Here is a 22,846-nt window from a genome sequence, read left to right as displayed (position 1 = left end):
TCGAAGCGGGTACAGGCTCTTCCCCTTTTCCATTTTCCTTTTCCCCTTTTCCCGCATTACGCAGACTTGCGCACCCCCACCGCCTCCAGCGCCTGGGCAAAGTCGGCAATGATGTCTTCGATGTGCTCGATGCCGACCGAGACCCGCACCAGGCCCGGCGTGACACCGGCGCTGCGCTGTTCGGCATCGGTCAGCTGCTGGTGGGTGGTCGATGCGGGATGGATCACCAGGGTCTTGGCATCGCCGACATTGGCCAGATGGCTGGCCAGCTTCAAGCTGTTGATGAATCCCTCGGCCGCGTCCTTGCCACCGAGCACCTCGAAGGTGAACACCGAACCGAAGCCGTGACGCAGATAGCGCTTGGCGCGCAGATGGCTGGGGTGCTCGGTGAAACCCAGGTAGTTGACGTTGCTGATCTGCGGATGCGAACGCAGCCAGTGGGCCAGCGCATTGGCGTTCTGGTTGTGGCGCTCCACCCGCAAGGACAGTGTCTCCAGCCCTTGCAGCAGCAGGAAGCTGTTGAAGGGCGACGCCGCCGGACCGATGTCGCGCAGACCTTCGACGCGGGCGCGGATGGCAAAGGCGATGTTGCCGAAAGGACCATCCTTGCCGAAGACCTCCCAGAACTTCAGCCCGTGATAGGCCGGGGATGGTTCGGTGAACAGCGGGAACTTGCCATTGCCAAAGTCGAACTTGCCGGAATCGATGATGACGCCGCCGATGCTGGTGCCATGGCCGCCGATCCACTTGGTGGCCGAAGCGACGACGATGTCGGCACCGAAGTCGATCGGTCGGGCCAGATAGCCGCCAGCGCCGAAGGTGTTGTCGACGATCAGCGGGATGCCGTGTTCGTGGGCAATTCTGGCGATCTTCTCGAAGTCGGGCACATTGGAGCCGGGATTGCCGATGGTCTCGACATACAGCGCCTTGGTGTGGGAATCGATCAGGGCGCGGAAGGCCTCCGGGTCGTCGCCCTCGACGAACTTCACCTGAATGCCCAGCCGCGGTAAGGTCACCTTGAACTGGTTGTAGGTGCCACCGTAGAGCAGGCTGGTGGAAACGATGTTGTCGCCGGCCTGGCACAGCGTGGTGATGGCCAGGAACTGCGCCGCCTGACCCGAGGCCGTCGCCACCGCAGCCACACCGCCCTCCAGCGCGGCGATGCGCTGTTCGAACACATCGGTCGTCGGATTCATGATCCGGGTGTAGATGTTGCCGAACTGCTGCAGCGCAAACAGCTTGGCCCCGTGCTCGGCTGAATCGAAGGTGTAACTGGTGGTCTGGTAGATCGGCACCGCGCGGGCATTGGTACCCGGCGCCGGCGTCTGCCCGGCATGCAGTTGCAGGGTCTCGAATCGATAGTCCGGTTGCTGGCTCATGGCGATACTCTCGTGGCAGTCTGGAGGTGCAGATGTTTAGACGTCTAGACGTCTGTTAGCGGCAATCGTAGGCGAGCCGGCAAAGCCCGTCAAGTAGGAGCGACCTCGCGTCGCGACTGTCATCTCACACCGCGGCGGCAAAGATCGGGTACCGCGGCTAGTTGTTGCCCGAAGAGCAACGCAGAGAACGCAGAGCAGCGCGGAGAACGCGGAGAACGCCGAGAGAAGCAAAGCGGATCTGAAGTTGCTTTTCTCTGCGCTCTCCGCGGTCCTCGGCGTTCTCCGCGTTGAAGCTGCTGCCCGCAGGCACGCGCGACGGTCTGCTGGCGTTGTTTCACGGTGCCCGCCCTTCCGAACATCGCCTCGCCGCTGGACCGCAGCCCCTCAAGCCAGTAGCCTTCGGCGCGAATGGAGGGTGGAATGGCCAAGAACAAGTTCGTCAATCCGTACATCGAGCGCGGCAAACGCGCCGAGGCGACGAAGAAGATCACCGTGACCATCCCGGTGCACGTGCTCAAGATCCTCACGGACGAGCGCACACGCCGGCAAATCAAGAAGTTGCGTCATGGAACCATCTCGGAATTGCTGACCGAGGCTTTCCTGCATGCCTACACTGGTCAGCCACTGCCCACGGACGAGGAACTGGCACGACCGGAGTAAGCCTCATGCGGGACTCGGCGCACGGGACTCGCGATTCGACAGGGACAGCGCCGGCCGAACTCGGGTCCGTGGCGGTAATCATTCCGGTAGGCCCGGGTGATCGCAGCTGGCGCACACTGCTGGACATACTGGATCGACTGGCGCCGACGCTGGAACGCCGTCTGGTCTTCGCCCACGGCGATCTGCAGTCGCGTCCGCGCGCACCGTCCGAACGATGGACTGAATCCAGTCGCGGCCGTGCCCGCCAGCAGAACGCCGGCGCCGCTGGCATTGACAGCGAGTGGCTATGGTTTGTGCACGCCGACAGCCGCCCCGAGCAATCCACCCTCAAGGCCCTGGGTGAATTTGTCAGCCGTGGCGAGGACGCCATCGGCTATTTCGACCTCAAGTTTGTCGACGATGGCCCGGCCCTGATGTGGCTGACCGCCGCCGCCGCCAATTGGCGTAGTCGCACGCTCGGCATGCCTTTCGGTGATCAGGGGCTGGTGCTGCCGCGCAATCGATTCTATGAACTCGGCGGTTTCGACGAGTCCCGGCCCTACGGCGAGGATCACGCGCTCATCTGGCAGGCGCGCCGCAGCGGCGTCCCGATCAAGCGCATCCCGGCAGCGCTCGGCACCAGCGCCCGCAGATATCGCGATCAGGGCTGGTTGCTGACCACCTTGCGGCACCAGCGACTGACCTGGGTGCAAGCCTGGCAGGAGTCCAGATCGCGATGAGCATCGGCCTGGCGGTATTCGTCAAGACCTCGGCGCTGAGTCCGGTCAAGACCCGATTGGCTGCGGCCATCGGTGCTGACGCCGCGCTGTCGGTCTACCGCGCCAGCGTGGCCTGCGTGCGCGAGAGTGTCAGCCAGGCCTCGACGCGCTGTTCCCTGCAACCCTATTGGGCGGTAGCCGAAGCCGAAGGCGCGCGCTCCTGGGGCGAGTGGCCGGTGCTGGTGCAACCCGAGGGCGATCTGGGCGCTCGCATGAGCGCGGTCTACGACGCCCTGCTGCAGCGGCACCAGGGCGCCATCCTGCTCGGCGCCGACGCACCCGCCATCAATGCCTGGCAGATCGCCGATGCCAGCAGCGCGCTGGAACATGATCTCGCCAGAGTGATCTCGCTGGCCGAGGACGGCGGATTCGTGCTGTTCGGCAGCAATGCCGACCTCTCCCACTACGATTGGTCCGGCGTACCCTACGGCTCCCCGGATACGGCCATGCGCTTCCTCGACGAGGTCGGCCCGGGCCTGCCGCTGATCCAACTGGAAAGCCACTGTGACCTCGACACCGTGGACGACCTGCAGCGCCTGGCCCAGCGTCCGCCAACCAGGCCCACATCAGCCCAGCAACGTTTCTGGCAGCTGATTCCCGAGTGGCTTGCTGATCGCCGCTGACCCGTGGGAGTCCCGCTTGCCTCCGGCGCGCGCCAATCCGCGCATCGAATGTCGGAGGGCGCGAGGGCGCGAGGGCGGCAAGAGGCAGCCTCACCGCAACCTCTGATCTTGTGTGCCCTCGTGCCCTCTCGCCATCCTGCCCTCAGATCAATGATCTACGGCATGTCTGGTGATAGCGCCGGTCACGGCGCTGGCCAGGCACCTGACCAGCGCGCACTTGAGCGACTCCCGACCTCAACCCGAACATCATTCGATCACGCTTGTGACCGAAAGTGGCGCCGACCAGGGCTCGGTTCTACAATCCGCGGCTTGAGAGTCAACGGAGCCGCGGTGTGCAGAATGAATCCAGCCCTGCATTGACCGATTTGCTGGGCCGATGGCGGGCCGGCGATCCGGCTGTGGAGCAGGAACTGATGTCCAGGGTCTATCCAGTTCTGCGCGAGTTGGCTGCAGCACAGGCGCGGCGGAACTCGGGCGTGTTGACACTGCAGGCAACAGAGTTGGCCCATGAAGCCTACGAGCGGCTCGTACGCCTGGATCAGATGGACTGGACCGACCGAAATCATTTCTATGCGGTGGCCGCGACGGTGATTCGTCGGGTCGTGGTGGATCACTTGCGCGTGAAGGGTCGCGTGAAGCGCGGTGGATCCTTGCCGCTGGTTGCCTTGCACGAATTGTCCGAGGACCAGGTGCCGGTGATCGAGGAGAGTGTCGACTGGCTCAGCATCGACGAGGCCATGGAGTGCCTGGCTCAGCTGGATCGTGATTGCGCGCGCGTGGTTGAGCTGAAGTTCTTCTCCGGACTGACCACCGACAAGATCGCCGAAGTACTCGGCAGTTCAGTGGCGACTGTAGGCCGTCAGTGGCGATTTTCGCGAGCGTGGCTGGGCAAGCAACTGGGCGCCGAACCCTCAGCCGCTTGAGACCTCGTTTTCCTTGGAGATGGATCCATGACCGCTGTGAACGCCGCGCGCCTGATGGCGCTCTTTGATGCTGCGGTGGATTTGCCCACAGCCGAGCAAGAAGCATTGCTGCTGCGTGAGTGCGCAGACGACCCGGCGCTGCTTGACGAGCTGCGGGCGCTGCTGGCAGAAGATCGACGCGTCCAGGGCACCACCGTCCGCCCGTTGGCGCCGGAGCTGGCAGGCCTGTTGGCGGAATCCTCCGAGGCACCATCGCTGAGTGGCACCAGAGTGGGCCCCTATGAGCTGCGCGAGGAACTCGGCCGTGGCGGCATGGGTGTGGTCTACCGCGCCGACCGCGTGGATGGCAGCGTGCAGCAACAAGTGGCGATCAAGCTGGTGCGCCGCGAGTTGCTCGACAGCGACATGCGCCGACGTTTCCAGCTGGAGCGGCAGACACTGGCAGCGATGGACCACCCGCATATCGCCCGCCTGATCGACGCCGCCGAGCTGGACGACGGCACGCCCTACTACGTCATGGAGTACGTAGACGGCGTGCCGATCACCGACTACTGCGCACGCAAGCAGATGTCGATACGCGAACGCATCGCCCTGTTCCGTCTGGTTTGTGATGCCGTGACCCAGGCACATCGCAATCTGATCGTGCACCGGGATCTCAAGCCCGGGAACATCCTCGTCAGCACCGACGGCGCGCCCAAACTGCTCGACTTCGGCATCGCCAAGCTCATGGTTCCGAACGCCGCGGAGCTTGCCGCCGAGCAGACCGCGACACAGCACCGCTACTTTTCGCCACAGTACGCCGCACCGGAGCAGGTACTCGGCGCCCCCATTGGCGTGGGCTGCGATGTCTACGCCCTGGGATTGCTGTTGTTCGAGCTGCTCGCCAATGCCCGGGCCTTCGACTTTGTCGACCTCAGCGCCGGTCAGATCGAGCGCCTGATCACCTCGGTCCCACCCCCACCGCCCAGCCAGATGGCCGCCAGCAAGGGTGCATCGACCAAGTGGCAACGTGAGCTCCGCGGCGACCTCGACGGCATCGTATTGCGCTGCCTGCGCAAGGCAGCCAACGAACGTTACGCCTCGGTGGAGCAGCTGGACGCGGACCTCAACAACTACCTGCAAGGCCTGCCCGTCAGCGCACGCGGCGGTCAGCGCTGGTACCGAATTCGAAAGTTTGTGGCACGCAACGCGATCGCCGTCTGGGCCAGCACCCTGGCAGCGTTCGCATTAATCGTCGGCATTATCGCCTTTGCCTGGCAGGCCGACGTCGCCAACAAGCGCGCGGAGGAACTGGAGGCAGTGTCGAACTTTCAGGCCGACATGCTGGCCCAAGTGGATCCGGCGGCGGCGGGTTTGCTGCTCAGTGAAAGCGTTCAAAAGAAGTTCAAAGAGGCACTTGCCAATGAGCACCTAGCTGACGCCGAGCGAACCGAGTCAATCAGGAATTTTTCCGAACAGTGGCGAAAAATCAATGCCACCGATGCGGCACTGGACTTGATTGACCAGACCATACTCGCGCCCGCGATGAGAGCCATTCACGTACGATTCGTGGACCAGCCACTGTTGGAAGCAAAGCTATATCAGGTCTTGGCAAACCGTTATGGCGATCTCGGAAGATTCGAGGAAGCTGAACCCCCCAATCGCCGCGCCTACGAAATTCGCGAATCCATATTAGGCGAGAAGGACGCAGCTACACTTGAGTCGACGTCAAATATGGTTCTCATTTTGCTTAGGTTGGGAAAATTAGCCGAGGCACAGAATCTTTCAGAACGTACTGTCGAAATCTTAGTTCGCGCTTCCGGCGACCACTCAGCCCAATTGTTGAGAGCCAAATTGGATCTGAGTTCGGTTTACATGTCTCAAGGTAAATTGGCCGAAGCAAAATCGATTCTTACGAATGCACTTGAAGTCGCTCGCCGCTTGTTAGGCGATGACGATCCGTTGACGCTCGAAGCAACCAACAACCTAGCGCTGCTGCTGGAGAAGATGGGCAGATACGACGAAGCAGCACCGTTTTTCAAGGACGCGCTGGATAGAAAGCGAAGAATTTTCGGAAACGAAAATCCAGAGACCGTTCTCGCAATTAACAATGTAGGCTTTGTCCTATTCGGGCTAGGAAAACTTGAGGAAGCATACCCATATTTCGAAGAATCTTTGGAATGGAGGCGGCGCGTCCTCGGCGAACAACACCCCATGACATTGATGTCCTACAACAACATGGGAAATCTGATGCGCGGATTGGGTCGGCTCGACGAGGCCGAATCCATGATGAGACGCGCTGTCGTGGGGCTTCGGAAATTCCTCGGCGAAGATCATCCCGAGATGCTCAATACGTACATGGGTCTATCCACCGTGTTGAAGGAGGCCGGAAAATTGGACGAAGCCGAAGAGGTGTCCGTCAAGTCCGTCGCTGCGAGTCGCCGAGCGCTTGGCAACGAACATCCTGACACATTAACCCAGATCGGCTTGTTGGCAATAATATGGGAGAGGCAAGGGAAGCTCGACGAAGCAGAGGAAGCAGTAACTGAAGTCTTGGCAACGCGCAATAGACTGTTCGGCCCAGATCACCCCTTTGTGTTGAAGACAATAATCAACTATTCGGACATCCTCAATCAACAGGCTCGCTTTCAGGAGACGGTAGATTTGCTGGAACCGACGGAAGAACGGGTACGGAACGCCTTCGGTACAGGTTCAAACCGACGCCGGATTTCGCAAATGTTATTGAATCTGGGCATTGCGAGAACGGGGATAGGAGATTTTGAAAATGCCGAACCGGTTCTCCTGGAAGCACATGCGCTATGGACCAATGTACCCGGCTCTTCAAAATCAGACTTGCGCCTTCGCCTGACTGCGCTTTGCGGACTGTATGACGAATGGCTAAGGCGCGACGACTCGGAAGCATTGAGAACCAGAGCAGAACATTATCGTCAGTTGCTCAGCCAATTTGATAGAGAGAAAAGCTGAAGAACCGGGTCACCGCCCAGTTTTCGTGAAACTGGCGCCCCCCGATTAAGCGAGGTCATAGGTTGTTGATACGTCATTGCGAGCCACCTGTTTCGGCACGACACTGCCCACGGGCCATGAACGAGCCCAAGTTCCGCAGTTCGGTCTTTGTTTTCACCCCATCCTGGGTAACGCCCGGTCGACAAATCAATGACTTGGAATCGAAGGTCGCCCTGATTTACACAACCACTGTTGTGTCACGTTAAGGCCGGGCCATGAACCACAAACCCGCCTGTAGCGACCTCGCGTCGCGACCGGCAAGCCGTACGTCCGAAGCAGCGGTCGCGGCGCAGCGCAAGGGCGCTTCCACATGTGAACCAAGCAAATCAACGACTTGCGATATGGGCTCATAGAGAGAAGCGAAGCGCCTCTGGTACTGTGCTACTGACTGCTTCGCTGCGCTCTCGACGAAGCCATGGTGCAACTTGTTGCTGCGTGTGCCGGCTGTGGAGTGGAGGGCGCCGCGCCACGGCGTCGCTTTGGTTCTGTCTGAAGATCAAAAGCGGCCGCGCAGGCGCGCGTCCCTCCTCAAAGCCGCTTCTAGCCTAGCCCCAGGCGGAGCCCACAGGCTTCGGCCGATCAGCTTTCCCCGAACAGATTGCCCTGCTTCAGCGGAATCGCGCCGTCGCCGTCAAACACGCGCTTGAACTCGGCCCGCGACACGGACACATAGCGCTCGTTGCCGCCGATCTCGACCTGGGCGCCCTGGGTGACGGCGCGGCCGTTGTCATCGACCCGCACCACCATGGTCGCCTTGCGCCCGGTGTGGCAGATGGTCTTGATCTCGCTGATCGAATCGGCCCAGGCCAGCAGGTACTGGCTACCCTCGAAGAGCTCGCCCTGGAAGTCGGTGCGCAGGCCGTAGGCCAACACCGGAATATTGAGCTTGTCGACGATATCGGTCAGTTGCCAGACCTGGGCCTTGCTCAGGAACTGGGCCTCGTCGACCAGCACGCAGTGCAGCGCCCCGTGCTCGGCAATATCCGCCTGCGCCCGCTGCAACAAGTCATCCTCCCGATCAAAGACATGGCCCTCCGCCACCAGGCCAATGCGCGAGCGCACCTGACCCACGCCAAAGCGATTGTCGATACGCGGCGTATAGATCCGCGTACGCATGCCGCGCTCGGTGTAGTTGTGGGCACTCTGCAGCAGCACCGTGGTCTTGCCGGCGTTCATTGCCGAGTAATAGAAATAGAGTTTGGCCATGCGCAGGAGGACAAGCGGACAACGAGAGCGCCGAAGTATGGCGTGCTGGCGCTTCCGTGTCTTTCCATACCACGCCGTCCACACCCGGTGAGGCCGGTCCCAGCGGCTCTGACGCCGGGGCGATCGGAGGGCTCCATCGGGCAGGACAAATCCGTCCCAACGATACTTTGATTTACATTGTCCTCGGTGACAAAACGCTTCCGCGACTCTCCTTTCCAACACGAAAGGGCAAGGCGGAGCCGCTCATGTGGACCTATGTGCAAGACACCGGCGCAATGTTCGATCCGCAGGGCGTCCAGTTGGAGAAGGGTTATGCGGGCAAGGACCCGCACAAGAACCATCCGGACTCGCAATGCGTGAAGGACCTGGGGCCAATACCGCGCGGCGACTACCGCATCCGCGCCCAACGAAACAACCCTACGCCAGTGACCTTGCCGCTGGATCCTGATCCCGGCAATTTCATGTGCAAGCCGCTGCGCAGTGGTTTTCTGATCCACGGCGACAGCATCGCGGCGCCGGGAACGGCTTCGAATGGCTGCATCATTCTGTCGAGGGCGGCTCGGATCAAGATTCGCGACAGCGGCGATGATCTGCTGCGCGTGGTGCGCGACGACGCTGAGCGCCTCGCCCTGGCCAAGCCGCCGGCGGTCGCCCCGTTGGTGGTCGCAGCAATGGGGACAGCTACCCCTGGCGCTGCGCCATCTGCATCAAGCTACGAGCTTCACCCGGATGCGCAAGCGCTGATTCTCGAGCATGAAGGCGTCAATCAGCCTGGCAAGTGGCCTGGCGGTCGTTCGGGCATCACCATTGGCTATGGCTATGACCTCGGCTATCGCACGCGCGATCAGTTCGAGAGTGCCTGGCAGCCCCATCTGGCGACAGATGAGTTGCAACGTCTGAGCGTAGCCATCGGTCGCATAGGCCCGGATGCGCAGGCGCTGGCGCTGTCGCTGAAATCGATTCGGATCAGCCAATCGGCATCGCTGGCAGTGTTTGTAGAAGTCATGATCGATGCCGCCTGGAGCGATACCTTGCGCGCCTTCCCCAAGGCTCGACGGCTGCCGTCACGCGCGCAGGGCGCGCTGCTGTCGCTGGTGCTCAATCGCGGTGCCTCGCTGGTGGACAAGCCTGGCGACGATCGGCGCCGCGAGATGCGCGAGATTCGCGTGCTCTGTGATGCAGACATGGACGCCGCAGACCGCCTTCGCGGCATCGCTGCACAGTTGCGGTCGATGAAGCGAATCTGGCAGGGCCAGGGTCTGGGCGGCCTGTTACGACGCCGTGAGGACGAAGCACGACTGGTTGAACGCGCCATTACCGATCTTTGATCCCGGGAGCTTGCCATGAGTGGACAAGTGGTTGTTTACGCAGGAAAGACGCCGGTCAAGCACACCTTCGAGGTCACGGGTGGCAGCATTGTTGCGATCAGTGGCGCGCCGTCCACGCTCACCAATCTGCGTCGATTGGAGTTCTACACAACCAACGGCAACCTCGCCCTGGTCATCGAGCCCTACTTCGGGAAAGAGGACGCGTCCGACTCCACGCTCTCGCTGCGCGATGGCGTGCTGGCGCTGAAGGTCTGGTCGCTGTTGCGCTTCGCCAGCGACGACAATCGACACCCCTTGCTGGCCACCCTGGGCCGCACCCGTGAAACCGGCAGCACCCGCATCGCGGCGGACAGTCTGGAGAGCATCGAGAGCTTGGCCAGGGCATTCGGGTTGACGAGGGGCGCAGGCGCGGATTGGAGTGGCGATGAAGCCGACGTTTATCGCCCTCCCGGCGGCTTTGCTCGGCGCTTGACACCATCACTGTGTGGCGCAGATTCCTTTAGTGGGACCGGGTACGACGGCAGCTGGCAAACCACGCAGGGCGAACCCAATACCCGGGTCGTACTGATCGCCAGATCTGTGAGACGAGGCGATGACGGCGAGGCGCTGCTGTTTGGCCTGCAGGCGGCGCTGCTGAGAGAGAACACCCGATTTGTGGCCGGGATCCGGGATCGCTTCGAACGCTTGCGCAACATCCGCAGCCGAACGATCACGCAAATCCAATCGGCGGAGCTGTTCGACTATCACCCCAAGCGCTTGGGTCTGGCTACTGAGTGGATCGAGTTCGAGTCCGAAGACAGCGCCGCTGACATTGCCGATCAGGCCATCGTTGCCCCTCTGTCGCTGGCCTTGAATGCGCTGCGCGGGTCGAGCGGGCTATCGAGCGTCACCGCGCTGACGTCGGCGACGACTCGCCTGCGCTGGCGCTGCCGACCACGACGCTTGCTGAGCATGGGCACCGAGCTCAAGGCGAACGAGTTCGAATGCGAGCCCGGCTTTGCGCTGCGGCAACCCTATCTGGCGGCGGTGGATGCCGGGAGCGGGCGATTTCCGCTGATTCGTGCGCACGATGGCAAGGAAGTCTCGTACCAGGGTCTTATTGCTGACCCAGATGCGGTGGTTCCGCCGAGCGACCTGCTGACCACCTCACCGGAGGTGGCGTTGCGCGATCTGCTGTCCAGCGAGGACTATTCGGCCCATGCGCAGACGCTGCATCTGGCCATCGCAGCGCCGATGCTTCCCCGGCAGTCCGTGCGTATCGGCAGCATGGACCTGCGCCTGGGTTCGATCGAAAACTTGGCAATTTCCAAAAAAGCCGCTGCCGTGGTGCGCCTCGATTTCCAGGGCTACCAGATCGGCTCCCCAGCCACCGAGCCGCTGGCCCTTCGGGCCGGGCGCGTCGTCCTGTTCAACTGGCCAGTGCTGGCCATCACGCCCGGCACCTCCGACCCGCTGCCCGATGAAGATCGGGCCGGCGCAGGCAATGACGATCCCGTATTGCTGTTTCCCACTGGGACAATCAGCGACGATCGGGTCATCGCCCTGCTGCAATCCGAGGAGAACTGGGAGCGCGGCAAGGACCGACGCTTCGAGATCTCTCTGACACCGGTCGCCGCGCCGACGGCGCCCGCCAAACCCCTGCTGCTGATCGATCCATCGCGGCTGTTCATTGCAGAGCTGCCGGCAAGCGAGCTGGCGAACAGCAGAAGTGGCCGTGTCGATGGGGAACTGGCGTACTACAGCGAAGGCGTCGAGGGACCGCGATGGCGCATGGTCTTTGACAAGCAGGATCTTGCGCGCAGCCTGCGATTGCCCCCACAGGTGCTGGGCGAGGAGATGGAAAAAGGCGGCACCCCGCCGACGATCAGCCCCGGCGCCTTGCTCGACTACCGACTGAGCCCGCCGGCCCACGTCGCGCTGACCATCGGCAATAACCAGAACCTGCAGGATGCGATCTGGAACTGGCGTCAGGTTTTCGGTTATCCGGGTCAGCGCGCGCCCGGCGCCACCATCGTTTCGAGTCGCTTCGAACTGCTGTACGGTTTGCAGGCGAGCATCGATGGCGGTCTGACGCCAAGCAGTGTGCGTTGGGTGGAAGCCTTCGCGCGGCGCGGCGAATTCAACCCGCCCATCGACAGCGATCTGGTCGAACGCGGTGCAGACGCCGACCCTCGGCGCTTGGCACGACGTCGGCGTGCCGAATCCTGGCTTTCCGGCAGTGCGATCCTGACGCAACGACCAGCTGCTCTCGAGCTTGGCATCGATGGTGCGCGTGCTGCCAGCGGTGAGTCCCTGCCGCGCGCCGTGCTCGACGCCGGCGTCTCCTTCATGCTGCGCAGCAGCGCCGACCTCCAGTATCCGGTGGGCACGCGGCCTGCAGGCAGCCACGCGCCGGATGGTGGACTCAAGGGCGGTGTCGGCTGGCCCTTCGAAAGCCGCGCTGTCTACGAAGAAGTCTGGGCCCAGCCAAACTCGACCTCGGCTTCGCTGGCCGAACCGGTGCTGACGGCGCTCGGTGGCTTCGGCGAGTTCAAGGCAGGATTCGCGCTCGACAAGTCCATCATCCGGGGTCGCAGCGCGCTCGGTCGCAGCGAGATCGTTGCCGTTGAGCGCATCGGGCGGATTGCGGTGTACTGGCACCGGGCAAAGCACGTCATCGTCTACGAGCGCTCGACCCTGCCCAGTGAGCAGATGCGCTGCGAGCAACCGCGCCACGAGGGGCGTCCCATCCTCAGGAAGGTGGCCGAGTACATCGAGATCCTGCAACCGGAACGGCGATTTCCGGAAGATCCGGATGCCGATCTCCGCACCACCGGGCCGGTCCGGGGCGTGCGCTTTGTCTCAACGCGTATCCCGGTGCTCAGTCGCTGGGGTCAGGATGATGCGCAAGGCACCCTGGTTCCACTCTGGAACGAAAACGCCGATCCCAGCCTTTACCCGAAACCCGAGGTGCTGGCCCTCCTGGCCGGCCCCATGGACGCCGACCTCCCGGAGGTCAGCGCGCCGTTCACCGAGCCTCAGAACCTGTACTTCTTCAGCGCCACCGATCCGCAACTGGACGCCGATACCGATCGCTGGCCAGCCTTCAGCGGCATCGACTACATCGACCGGCCAGCGCCTCTGCCGGACACCCTGCCGAACATGGGCGAGAACGGCGACGAGTCGCTGCCGAACGCGCCGCTCGTTCCGGCGGGATTCGAGCGCGTCACGCACCGGATCGATGCCCAGCGCGCCGCCAATCTGTTGGCCGAACGCAGCGCGGCGACCCTCGCCGCGCCGCTGCAGACACTGACGATCGGGCGTGGGCGCGTGCGGCCCTCGGCGGCAGACCCGACGCCGACCACCCTGGCTCGCACCGCCGATCTGATCCGTCAGGCTCACGAACTGGCCGGTGAGGTCACACACGCTGCGCGCGCCGGATCGACTCGGCTGAAGGAAGACTTTGACGCGAAGAAGCGATCGCTGATCGGGCTGCTGGACCAGAGCGCGAAGCCGATCGCTGACGCAGCGGCGAAGCTGCGCGCGATCGCCGGCCAATCCGGGGGACAGAGCCTCTGCGCGCCACTGAAGCGTCATTGCACCGACTATCTGGCCCGGCAGCGGCTGGAACTGCGCACAGTCCTGGCGACGCGCATCGAGGCCATTCTTGCGCTGTTTGACGGTGAGGCAAGCATCGCCGTTGAAACCATCCATCGCGAAATTCAACAGGCCATCAACGCACTGGACGAAGCGCGCAGAGCACAGTTGCAGATGCCGCTGGAACGCGCCGTCGGTCACGGCCTTGAGGCCATCGAAGTGGCGGTCGTCGACGCCAGCACAGTCATCGATGCGCTGCAAAAGGAATCGTTGACGACCTACGACGCAGGAGAGAAGGCAATTCTCGCCGTGATTGGCGACATCGCGCAGCGAACCGTTGAGATCACGCGATTCCAGGCCGAGGTGCACAGCCGCCTCCAGCAGTTGACTCGGGCATTGCCCTCGCCGCCACCGCTCGCCGGGCGCGCCATCGCCGCCCTGCAGCAGTTGCTGGCCGCGGTGCGTCAGGAACTGGACCAGCTGGATCCCGCAGGCTCTGAAGCGAGCATCCGCCGGACGTTGGATGCCGGGCGGCTTGTGTGGTTCGGAGCGAAGGGACCTTTCGCCGTCGCGCAAGCCGCGGCACAGCGCTTCAAGCAGATCGCGGATGCCTGGATTGCGTCCGCCGCTGCCCCCGGATTCGAGTTGAACGCATGGGCTGCGCGCAGCATCGAACGCCTCAATGAGCAGGTAACGGCAGTCGCACAAGGCGGCCAGGTCCAGATCGCCGAGCTGCGGGCGGCGATGAACGCGGCGAGCGCAGATCTGGCGCAGGCAATCGATCAGGCCTTTGTCGCCGGCACTGCCGATCTCCTGGTGCGCATCGAGTCGCTGTGCAGCGACTTTGTCGCGTTGCTCGCACCGCTCGGCGATCTCAAGGACGCCGCCGACCGCCTGCTGGGAAGCGCCATTGCAAGACTCCGCCAGCATCTGGACGCCATCGACTTGGACAAGCCGGCCCAGGAGATCGAGCGCATCGCGTCCAGGGCTGAACGCTGGATCGGCGATCAAGCCAGCGGCGCGCGCGAACTGGTCGAAGCAGCCGAGGACCAATGGCGACGCCTGGGCCAGGCGCCGAGTTTCGCCGACCCGGACAGCACTCTGCGTTTGATCCGAGCCGTGGGCGAGGGACCCTTGCTGCCCGAAATGCGCTTCAACCGCGATCGCATCGCCTACTTCTTCGACGATGCGCGCAACGCGATCAAGACCAGTCCGATCGCAGCGCTGGTCAACCGCGCCGGTGCCGACCTGAAGGCCTTCGGCGTGCGCCTGCCGACCTCGGAGTTGGCCGATCAGCTGATCCCTGAAGCCCTGTCCAAGTTTGATCTCGACAAGATTCTTCCGGACTTCGCCGGCGTTCGCGAGGTGTTCCGTGCCATTTCGATGCCGGACGTCCTGCCGGAGGACCTGATCGTCACGCACGGCTTCGACAAGGAATCGCAAAGCGCGTGGCTCAATGCCTCGATCGACATCGAGCTCGCGGACAAGGGCACGATGTTCGAGTTCGCTCCGCTGAAACTCTCGCTGCTGGAGCGCGCACGATTCCAGGCGCAGTCGCGGCTTCGCATCGCCCTCGATGGCAGCAGCCAGAAGAACGTCTCGGCCGCCATCACCGCCGATTGGCAGCTGGAGATCAGTGGTCAACCGCTGCTGACCTTCAGACAAACCGCATTGCGCTTCGAGAACGGCAGGCTGCGCTTTGACTTGAAGCCCGAGCAGATCGAACTGAACCAGCTGATTGCCTGGATGGGCGATGCGGTGCGCGCCTTCGGCAGCGAGGAGGACGGGTTCAGACTCGAACTGCTGACCGATTCCGGCCGTCCGGTAGGTTTGCGCGCGCTGCTCGACTTGCCGATTCCGGCCACCGGCGCGGGTGCGGTCAGCATCGTTGGATTGGCCCTGGGTGCGCGCTTCGAACTCAGGGTGCATCCCGAATTCTCGATCGGCGTGGGCTTGAACCTCGCCCGAGAATCCATGCCCTTTGCCATCTTTGTCGCCTTTCTCGGCGGCGGTGGCTGGCTCGAAGTCGATGTCGACTACGTGCCGAGCAGCCAGCAGCTGTCGAGCACCGTGACACTCGGCATCAGTGCCGGCGCTGGCGCGGCACTGAACCTGGGCCCGATGCGCGGTTCAGTGGTTCTGTTGCTGAGCGTGCGCGGCAGCTATCGCTCGAATCAGGGCGGGCTCACGCTGGCGCTGAGCCTGCTGCTGCGCGGTCACGCCACCGTGTGGGGCTGGCTGCACATCGATGTTGCAGTGATGCTGGTGTTGACTTACGGCGCCAACCGCTCGCTGATCGGCACCGGCCGGATCAGCGTCACCGTGCGCATCTCGCGCTTCTTCAAGGTCAGGTTCTCGACCGGCGTGACGTACACCTTCGCCAAGGGCGGCGGCAAATCAGCACTGTCGAAATCAGAAGCGCGCGCCAAGCTGGCGCGGGCGGTATAGGAGCGCGGACCATGGACATCGAAATCACCACCGACGTGGTTCGCCTGCCGGAACTGGATCTCGGAGCCGAGTTGGGTTTTGCGGTCGCCATCAGCGTGCAGGCCACGAGCGCTGACGAGGATGCGAGCTGGCAGGCACTGGCAGCGCAGGGGATCGATCGTGTCGGAATCTTTGCGCCCTGGCGTTACCGGAATCTGTCCCTGGCCATCGGAGCACCGGGCGAGATCCCGACCCGGGCGCAGCAGATCACGGGCCCGGCAATAAGGGCGGCAGAGTCGATACGACGGCAGCTCGATGCGCTTCTGGTCGAGCGTGGCCTTCTGGGCAACACCACCTTCGCGCTCACCGGCGCAGACGATATCGACGATCAGGATCGCTTCGCTGTGCCGCGCTTTCTGGCGGGCCTGGCGGTGCAGCCCGCGCCCTTCAATCGGGTGGTGTACCAGACCATGTTGCTGGCGCGGGCAGCGGTGACCAGCGACGACTGTATCGCCACCCTCGCCTTCGATGTTGCAGGAACAAGCGTGAATCACCCGGCTGGCGCCGGCGCCGATGCCAGCGCCGACGGCATCGTCGCCCGCCGCTGGGATCTGGGTGTGAGATTCGAAGGAGCCAACCTGTTCCTGCGCTCGCGCGTAGACGCGCGCCAGAACGCGACCTGGATCCTGCCGACGCTCGATCACGCATCCTTGTACTCGCGGCAGCTCGACACCGTGCAAGGACAAGATCCCCACGACGCCGTTACAGCGACAGCAGCACCGGTTTTCATCTCCGGCGTTGCCACCGAGGCACAATCAGAAGGCAGCGCTGGCGCTCTCCTGTTCCTGCGCACCAACGGCCCCGGTGAGACCCGTGCATGGCGCTGCTTGAGCGAGGCGTTGAGTCATCAGACACTGTGTCTGGCCCCCTCACCGCTGGCATTGACCGAAGTCAGACGCGATCAGCAGACGCATACGCACGATGGCGTGGAAATCGCCTATCAGGGCGACAGTCTGTTTGCGGCCAGCGAATACACAGGCGAGTCCGACGCATCTGAGAGCGATCGCGAGGCCTTGTTGCCGCTGGTCGATTCAGACTCGCCCTGGAGTTTCGAGCCTACGCTGGGATACGGATTTGACGTCGAGGCGGCGCTGCTGCTGGTTGGCAATGCCGGCGTGTTGCCGGCAGATCTGCAGGACCCCGTCGACCCCACGGCCTTGCGTGCGCATATCGACGCTGGCGGTGCCGCCTTCGATCCGCCAGCCCACGCCATCGCCAGCCAACGCTACTTGCGACGCTCACCGGTTGCAGCCTGTCTGCTCGACACGGCGCTGTACACCACGCCTGCGAAGCTGAGCCTGGCACCACCGCGTCCAGACGAGGATCCGGTGCTGCTGGCAGAAGGCGCTGATCTGGCGATACACGAGCTGCCACCCCAACACTTTCCATTGAAGATTGACCGGGAGCCAAGTACCTCCTTGCTGCTGCTGGACGGCCGAGCGCCGAATCGAACTTTGATCTTGCGTGCGCCAGCTACCAGCTACTCGGTGCTGGATCGGTGGCTGGCGGCCGATGAGCGGGCATCAGGTCCGATCGATGCGCGTGCCGACTATCGGGTGGCCTTCGAGCGGCTGCGGGATCTCGATCTTGAGCAACTGCCCCAGCGCGAGCGCAGCCAGCTCAGCTTTTGTGACCCTGCGGTTGACTCGCTGCTGATCGAGCTTCACGAGGTGTGGCCGACAACCCGACGCATCGACAGCCGGCGTGTTTCACTCCACAGGGCGGAGCAACACCGTGATCTGGACGACGGTGCCATTCTCGTCGATCAGACCCGCAACTCCTGGTCGGAAGCCGTGATCCTGACCATCGAGCTTGGCGGGGAGCTGGTGTCCGTGCAGCAAGCAGGCAATCGCGTCACCATCCGCATGCCAGCCAATGCCTGCGCGCAGCTGCGGGTGTACGCCGGCGTCGAGCGCCAGCTGTGGACGCAGCGCTGCGTGGCGGATCTGCAACCCATGTATGCGCCTGAGGGCGCCGATCCGGATCACGTGTGGCTGAGCCCGCGCTCCTTGATGATCGAATCGGCTGACCAGTCGCTTCCGGCCCCCGGCGATCTGTTGCAGGCGCTGACGCTGACCGACGACGACGACGACAGCGTGACCGTGACATACACGGCACCGGCCGGTCCGAACGCAGGGAAGGCCAAGAACATTCGCGAGATTGCCGTATCCCGCCAGCACTGGCGCTGGGATGGTCGTGGTGTCGAGACTCCCCCGCGAGCGGCTGAGCCGGATTGGAACCGGGTGCCGCAACAGGGCGACAGCGCCGAAACCAGCGGCGTGCTGTGGGAAACATCGAACTACATCGAGCGCCTGGGCGCCTCACCGGTCAGCGAGCTCTGCCCGGTGCCCGCCGGCGTGGCGAGCCTCGTTCTGCACCAATGGCCGAAGCCACATCGCCATGAGGATGTCGTGCGTGCCACTTTCCTTGCGCATCATCGTTATGCCCCGCAGTTGCGGGTGGAGCCGCTTGAGATCGGCGACGATGACGACCGCTACCGCCGCTTGCGACTTCCGGCCATGGCCGAGTCAGCCCTGACGCAACCCGCCTTGGGCCTGATGCTGCCCTTGCTGGATGGCGAAGGCGAGAGCACGGCAGGTGACATGCTGCTGGTACTCCAGGAGCCCTGGTACCAGCGAGGTCTGGCAGAGGGACTGCAAGTGGAAATCGAGCCCATCGCTCGCGACCTGTGCCCGATCGATGGACAAGGGTTGCCCACCTGCACCGAGATTGGCGGCGAGCCGCGTTGCGAGATAACCGAGCGCGTCGCCAGGGCCGAAATCGGCGCGGATCCGATCTTGTCTGCGGACATCAGGGTTCAGAGCGGCGAACTTCCGCCGCTGCAAGTGGCCGGTCCTTTCGGCCTGACCTTCGATCGCGAGATCAACAATCGCCGCCAGGTTGGAACGGTATTCACGGTGGGCGGAGCCAGCGCTTTCGATCTGGCCAAGCTGCGCATGCGGCGAGCGCTTGAGCCAAGCGCCTTTGCCGGTTATTCACGAGCAGCCCTCGGCAGGCGCGCCCTTTCCCCAGACGAGATCAGCGCCTTCGCCAACAGCGGCAATCTGATCCTCGATGTCTATCCCGGTCAGCAGAGCCCGTCCGGGTTGCCGTTGACCCTCGAGATCGATGCCACCAGGATCGAGATCGAAGTCCACCCAGCGCAGATCGTCATTTCCGTTGACGGCAACCAGGTCGCGGCATTGGCCCGGAAACCGCTACCCTCGCGGCTCTATCGCTTGACGCTGGTGCGTCAGTTCGACCTGCGCCCGGATGCCATGCCAGGCGTCTGGAGCCTGCGATTGGAGGCACTGGTGGATCATCGCTACCTCGCGCTGGCATCGGCGGAACTGATGCTCCCTGCACGCGCGGATGCGGTGACGGTCGTCGCGCCACCCGGCACGGAATCGGCCGTCATCGTGGCGCCACGCTATTCGCGTTGGAACCAGAGTCGCTGGACCCAGTTCTGGCCGCGGCGAGATCATCTGATGCCGGATGGCGCAAGGCTGGGGTTACTCGACCAGCCGCTCCACCTGGTTCACGATGGCGGGGCATGGCAGCTTCGGAACGACGACGGCGAGTTGCAGCCTCATGGACTGCTCGCCGAGCATGATGATCAAGGCCATGGCCGACGGCTCTTTCACTGGCTGCTGGTGACGCGACGCGTCCAGAGCGGCGCGGGGTCGATCATCAGTGAACTGCCGAAGTCCATACTTGAAATTGTCGACGCCACATCCTTCAGAGCCGCCAGCGGAGCCGAGCCGCTAGATCCCGACGAATCCGATCTGATCGCTCGCGTGGTGCTCGTGCAGCGCTCACCGGTGGCATCAGGAGCCGCAAGCATCTGGGAACGCTTGTTCCCCAGGCCGAATTCAGACGGTGTGGAGGTCGACGCCGAGCTGCGCATCATTGGCATCAGTCGCAAGCTGACCGGCCAATGACGCAAGTCCACACCGCCGATCGCCGACCATCCTCACGACAGCTGCGGTGGGTCCACGCCCATCGCGGCAAGCCGGATTGAGTCCAAGGGCGACCATGGAGCGCACAAGATCGAGTGGGTGACGCTCGAAGCGACATCACGGCAAAGTCACAGCCAGATGGCGCGCCCGGCGGGATTCGAACCCACGACCCCTGCCTTCGGAGACCAGAAAATACCCTTTGCGACTCAATCACTTGCAAATAAGTATCTGTTTCTTCTTCCCGTTGGTTCCAGCAGTGACCGCAGACGTTTACCATCTCGCGGGAACATTGCGGGAATGCAGGAAGAGAAGATGGCCAACAAAGACCTGACCGGTACCGACATTGAGCGCGCGCTGCCGGCAGCAAAAGCCTACCGGCTGGCGGACCGCAAGGTACCCGAACTAAAGGTTCGCGTCCAACCGACGGGACGCAAACTCTTTGAACTGCGCTATGGCCCGCGCCAATCCAAGAGCATCATTTTGGGACGGCATCCTGGAATGACGCTAGAGGCCGCTCGTGCTTCTGCAAGGCGCACTTTGGTGGAGATCTCGGAATTGGGCGCACCCAAGGCGATATCCGCACGCGATGAGGCTCAGGCGCGCGCCACAGGCCAGACCATTCGGACACTTGAGGAATTCATCGAGCACCGGCTTGAAGACCATCTTTCAGTTCACAACAAGAGCGGCACTGCTACGCTTGCAAGGCTCAAGTCAACTTGGTCTGCGCTGATGGACAAGCCCATGGGCGAAATAACGGCCGACGAAGTGCAGTTGCACACGACCGCACGTCGAAAGGCCGGCGTGAGCGTCGCTACCACCAACCGTGACTTGGTCGTGCTGAAGTCAGCCCTGTCCCGAGCCCTCGAGTGGGGGCTGATCGACAGTCATCCACTTGCGAAGGTGAAGCCTTCCAAGGATCAACACTCTGGAGTGGTGAGATACCTCGGCTCGGAGGATGCGGGCGAAGAAAAGCGCCTTCGCGACGCACTGGCGAAACGTGACGCTGAGGCAATCGAGGCGCGAACCAGAACCGTTGCTGGCGGGCGCGCGCAGCATGACAAGCTCACTGTCATTCCGGCCGACGGTTTCGCGGACCACCTGACACCCATGGTGATCGTGGCCATGAATACCGGCCTACGCCGAGGCGAGCTCACCAAATTGATCTGGTCGGACGTCGATCTCGAGCGCAAGCTGGTAACCGTTCGAGCCGGCTATGCGAAATCCGGAACCGCAAGGCATGTACCGCTGAATTCCGAGGCTGTCTCCGTGCTCCAGCGCTGGAAGAAGCAGAAGCCGACCGGCCGCGTTTTTGAGGTCGTGAGCATCAAGACGGCTTGGGCGAGCCTGATGGTGACCGCTAAGATCACTGCGTTTCGGTTCCATGACCTGCGTCACCATTTCGCGAGCAAGCTAGTCCAGGCCGGAGTGCCGCTGAACACGGTCAGGGCGCTGCTTGGACATGCCGATCTCACGATGACGCTGCGGTATGCGCACCTTGCGCCGAGAGACACAGCTGCGGCGGTCGAACTATTGGTTCCAGCGCATGCTGACATGTCGAACGGCACGCTCCCGCCACCCACTTAATTGGGCCGATTTTGACCAAAGAGTACATCCCGGATCGTTGGCATTCCGGGTTCCAAGCCGTCAGCATGTTCGCGGCAGAAACTCGCCGCGGCTGGCAGAAGTTGCTCGATAGACATCTTCGAATACCCGGGCGGTTTAATGCCAAGATCTGCGCAGAGCGGATGCCGATTTCCCACTGTCTGCAGCCGGGTAAGCTCCATTGCCCCGGCATCTCTCAAGAGCTTTGGCCAAGCCCACGCAATAATCTCATCCCAGTTTTTCTCAAGATCTGCGGACGCTGGCGTACCGTCGACTCGAGATTGCAGAAATTGATGCTCCATCGACTGCGTAACCAACACGCACGCGTGCCGCTCTTCGAAGGACACAAGGGTCGGGTTTGAGTAGAAAAGCGACAAGACCCGCTTCCAACCCTGGTAGTTGTCCCAAGCCTCAGAGAGCACCGTCCACAGCGATGCTGCTTCAGGCTCATGATCTCCTTTCGTGCTGACCAATGCGTACTGAAGCGCCCACTCGACAGCTTGGTTCAGCGACCGATTTTGGAGCCGAGCAAGCAGTTCTAACCCAAAACTCAACTTCGGCGACATGCGGATCGTGAGCGCATGTAGCGCCTTGGAGTTCGCGCTCGACGTCTTGCTTGCCTTTCTTCCTGCGTTCGTCGCCTTCGATCTACCCATACCGTTGCCCTTGGCACCGTTTGCACTTACTGAATCTTGTGATTCTCTCATCTTGTGTAGCTCCCTGACCAGTTCCCGCGCAGGGGGATCTTCTAAGCCAAGATTGAAGCCCAGCGTAGCGCCCGCAAGACAAGGCTAAGTCTGAGGCCGGCGTGCAGATCATCTGAATCACCGGCGCTCACAACCGCTCCGTGACCTCCGATTCACGCAGTACTAGCGACGCCACCCAATCCAGCTCCAGCGCACCCGCCCGCGGCTTGCTTGGCCACAAAGCCCGCGGACACGTCCATCGTCAGAGCCACGATCGACCGAAATCATTGGCCAGGACAAGCCAATATTCGCCGCTTGCACGCGCGAAAGCTTACGCATACACTGGGACACGGTTCACATGCACCTAGTGCACCGCGTGTTGGTATAGAACCGTAATGACTAACCGTCGACCCAAAGGAGCCCCAGATGACCAGCAAGAAAGATCCGGCTAGCAATGAGCGCCTTGCAATCCCCCTATCGCAAGGCGCGCAAATGATCGGAATCGGCCTCAGCTATGCCTACCGACTGATCGAACTGGGGCAGTTACAGTCGTTCAAAATTGGTCGGCGCCGGATGGTCACGCGGGAGGCGTTGGCCTCCTATGTCGCCGCGCAGGTCGCCGAAGCTGGCGGGCGAAGACGCGCATTGAAGCAATG

The 22,846-nt window shown here is 62.7% G+C and carries 13 protein-coding genes; 10 read left to right on the top strand and 3 right to left on the bottom strand.

The window, feature by feature from the left end:
* Window positions 1-56: 56 nt before the first annotated feature.
* Window positions 57-1,379, bottom strand: a complete 1,323-nt coding sequence (locus tag H7A19_19370; GenBank protein ID MCP5476994.1) for an O-acetylhomoserine aminocarboxypropyltransferase/cysteine synthase — start codon at window positions 1,377-1,379, stop codon at window positions 57-59.
* Between the two features lie 420 nt (window positions 1,380-1,799).
* Between H7A19_19370 and metJ the strand changes: the two genes are divergently transcribed.
* The 5 genes from metJ to H7A19_19345 all read left to right on the top strand — a co-directional run bounded on the left by metJ (window position 1,800) and on the right by H7A19_19345 (window position 7,307).
* Window positions 1,800-2,039, top strand: a complete 240-nt coding sequence (gene metJ, locus H7A19_19365; GenBank protein ID MCP5476993.1) for a met regulon transcriptional regulator MetJ — start codon at window positions 1,800-1,802, stop codon at window positions 2,037-2,039.
* Window positions 2,040-2,044: 5 nt separating this feature from the next.
* Window positions 2,045-2,758, top strand: a complete 714-nt coding sequence (locus H7A19_19360) for a glycosyl transferase family 2 (GenBank protein MCP5476992.1) — start codon at window positions 2,045-2,047, stop codon at window positions 2,756-2,758.
* Window positions 2,755-3,420, top strand: coding sequence for a DUF2064 domain-containing protein (locus tag H7A19_19355; GenBank protein ID MCP5476991.1), 666 nt, complete (start codon window positions 2,755-2,757; stop codon window positions 3,418-3,420). The genes H7A19_19360 and H7A19_19355 overlap by 4 nt, the downstream gene beginning before the upstream one ends.
* A gap of 332 nt (window positions 3,421-3,752) precedes the next feature.
* Window positions 3,753-4,343 (top strand): sigma-70 family RNA polymerase sigma factor, encoded by a 591-nt coding sequence (locus H7A19_19350; GenBank protein ID MCP5476990.1) that lies wholly within the window; start codon window positions 3,753-3,755, stop codon window positions 4,341-4,343.
* Between the two features lie 27 nt (window positions 4,344-4,370).
* Window positions 4,371-7,307, top strand: a complete 2,937-nt coding sequence (locus H7A19_19345) for a serine/threonine protein kinase (protein ID MCP5476989.1) — start codon at window positions 4,371-4,373, stop codon at window positions 7,305-7,307.
* Between the two features lie 618 nt (window positions 7,308-7,925).
* Here H7A19_19345 and H7A19_19340 read toward each other — a convergent pair.
* Window positions 7,926-8,552 carry a thymidine kinase gene (locus H7A19_19340; GenBank protein ID MCP5476988.1) on the bottom strand — a complete coding sequence of 209 codons (627 nt, stop codon included), beginning with the start codon at window positions 8,550-8,552 and terminating at the stop codon, window positions 7,926-7,928.
* A gap of 245 nt (window positions 8,553-8,797) precedes the next feature.
* Between H7A19_19340 and H7A19_19335 the strand changes: the two genes are divergently transcribed.
* The 4 genes from H7A19_19335 to H7A19_19320 all read left to right on the top strand — a co-directional run bounded on the left by H7A19_19335 (window position 8,798) and on the right by H7A19_19320 (window position 21,486).
* Window positions 8,798-9,880 (top strand): DUF2778 domain-containing protein, encoded by a 1,083-nt coding sequence (locus tag H7A19_19335; GenBank protein ID MCP5476987.1) that lies wholly within the window; start codon window positions 8,798-8,800, stop codon window positions 9,878-9,880.
* Window positions 9,881-9,895: 15 nt separating this feature from the next.
* Window positions 9,896-15,904: a hypothetical protein gene (locus H7A19_19330; protein ID MCP5476986.1), complete on the top strand. Its 6,009-nt coding sequence runs from the start codon at window positions 9,896-9,898 to the stop codon at window positions 15,902-15,904.
* A gap of 11 nt (window positions 15,905-15,915) precedes the next feature.
* Window positions 15,916-19,884, top strand: coding sequence for a hypothetical protein (locus tag H7A19_19325; protein MCP5476985.1), 3,969 nt, complete (start codon window positions 15,916-15,918; stop codon window positions 19,882-19,884).
* A 117-nt stretch (window positions 19,885-20,001) separates the two neighbouring features.
* Entirely contained in the window at window positions 20,002-21,486 is a 1,485-nt protein-coding gene (locus H7A19_19320) for a site-specific integrase (protein ID MCP5476984.1), read from the top strand.
* Here H7A19_19320 and H7A19_19315 read toward each other — a convergent pair.
* On the bottom strand, window positions 21,483-22,211 hold the full coding sequence (locus tag H7A19_19315) for a hypothetical protein (GenBank protein MCP5476983.1): 729 nt from the start codon (window positions 22,209-22,211) through the stop codon (window positions 21,483-21,485). The genes H7A19_19320 and H7A19_19315 overlap by 4 nt on opposite strands.
* 405 nt (window positions 22,212-22,616) lie before the next feature.
* Between H7A19_19315 and H7A19_19310 the strand changes: the two genes are divergently transcribed.
* Window positions 22,617-22,846, top strand: a 230-nt coding sequence (locus H7A19_19310; protein ID MCP5476982.1) for a helix-turn-helix domain-containing protein, incomplete at its 3' end; no start/stop codon positions are given.

It is taken from the genome of Rhodanobacteraceae bacterium, assembly GCA_024234055.1.
Classification (GTDB): domain Bacteria; phylum Pseudomonadota; class Gammaproteobacteria; order Xanthomonadales; family SZUA-5; genus JADKFD01.
This window is presented reverse-complemented; position numbering and strand designations above follow the sequence as displayed.

Coding starts and splice junctions, on each gene's coding strand:
- H7A19_19370 (MCP5476994.1), bottom strand. CDS start 1,379: ATGAGCCAGCAACCGGACTATCGATTCGAGACCCTGCAACTGCATGCC.
- metJ (MCP5476993.1), top strand. CDS start 1,800: ATGGCCAAGAACAAGTTCGTCAATCCGTACATCGAGCGCGGCAAACGC.
- H7A19_19360 (MCP5476992.1), top strand. CDS start 2,045: ATGCGGGACTCGGCGCACGGGACTCGCGATTCGACAGGGACAGCGCCG.
- H7A19_19355 (MCP5476991.1), top strand. CDS start 2,755: ATGAGCATCGGCCTGGCGGTATTCGTCAAGACCTCGGCGCTGAGTCCG.
- H7A19_19345 (MCP5476989.1), top strand. CDS start 4,371: ATGACCGCTGTGAACGCCGCGCGCCTGATGGCGCTCTTTGATGCTGCG.
- H7A19_19340 (MCP5476988.1), bottom strand. CDS start 8,552: ATGGCCAAACTCTATTTCTATTACTCGGCAATGAACGCCGGCAAGACC.
- H7A19_19335 (MCP5476987.1), top strand. CDS start 8,798: ATGTGGACCTATGTGCAAGACACCGGCGCAATGTTCGATCCGCAGGGC.
- H7A19_19330 (MCP5476986.1), top strand. CDS start 9,896: ATGAGTGGACAAGTGGTTGTTTACGCAGGAAAGACGCCGGTCAAGCAC.
- H7A19_19325 (MCP5476985.1), top strand. CDS start 15,916: ATGGACATCGAAATCACCACCGACGTGGTTCGCCTGCCGGAACTGGAT.
- H7A19_19315 (MCP5476983.1), bottom strand. CDS start 22,211: ATGAGAGAATCACAAGATTCAGTAAGTGCAAACGGTGCCAAGGGCAAC.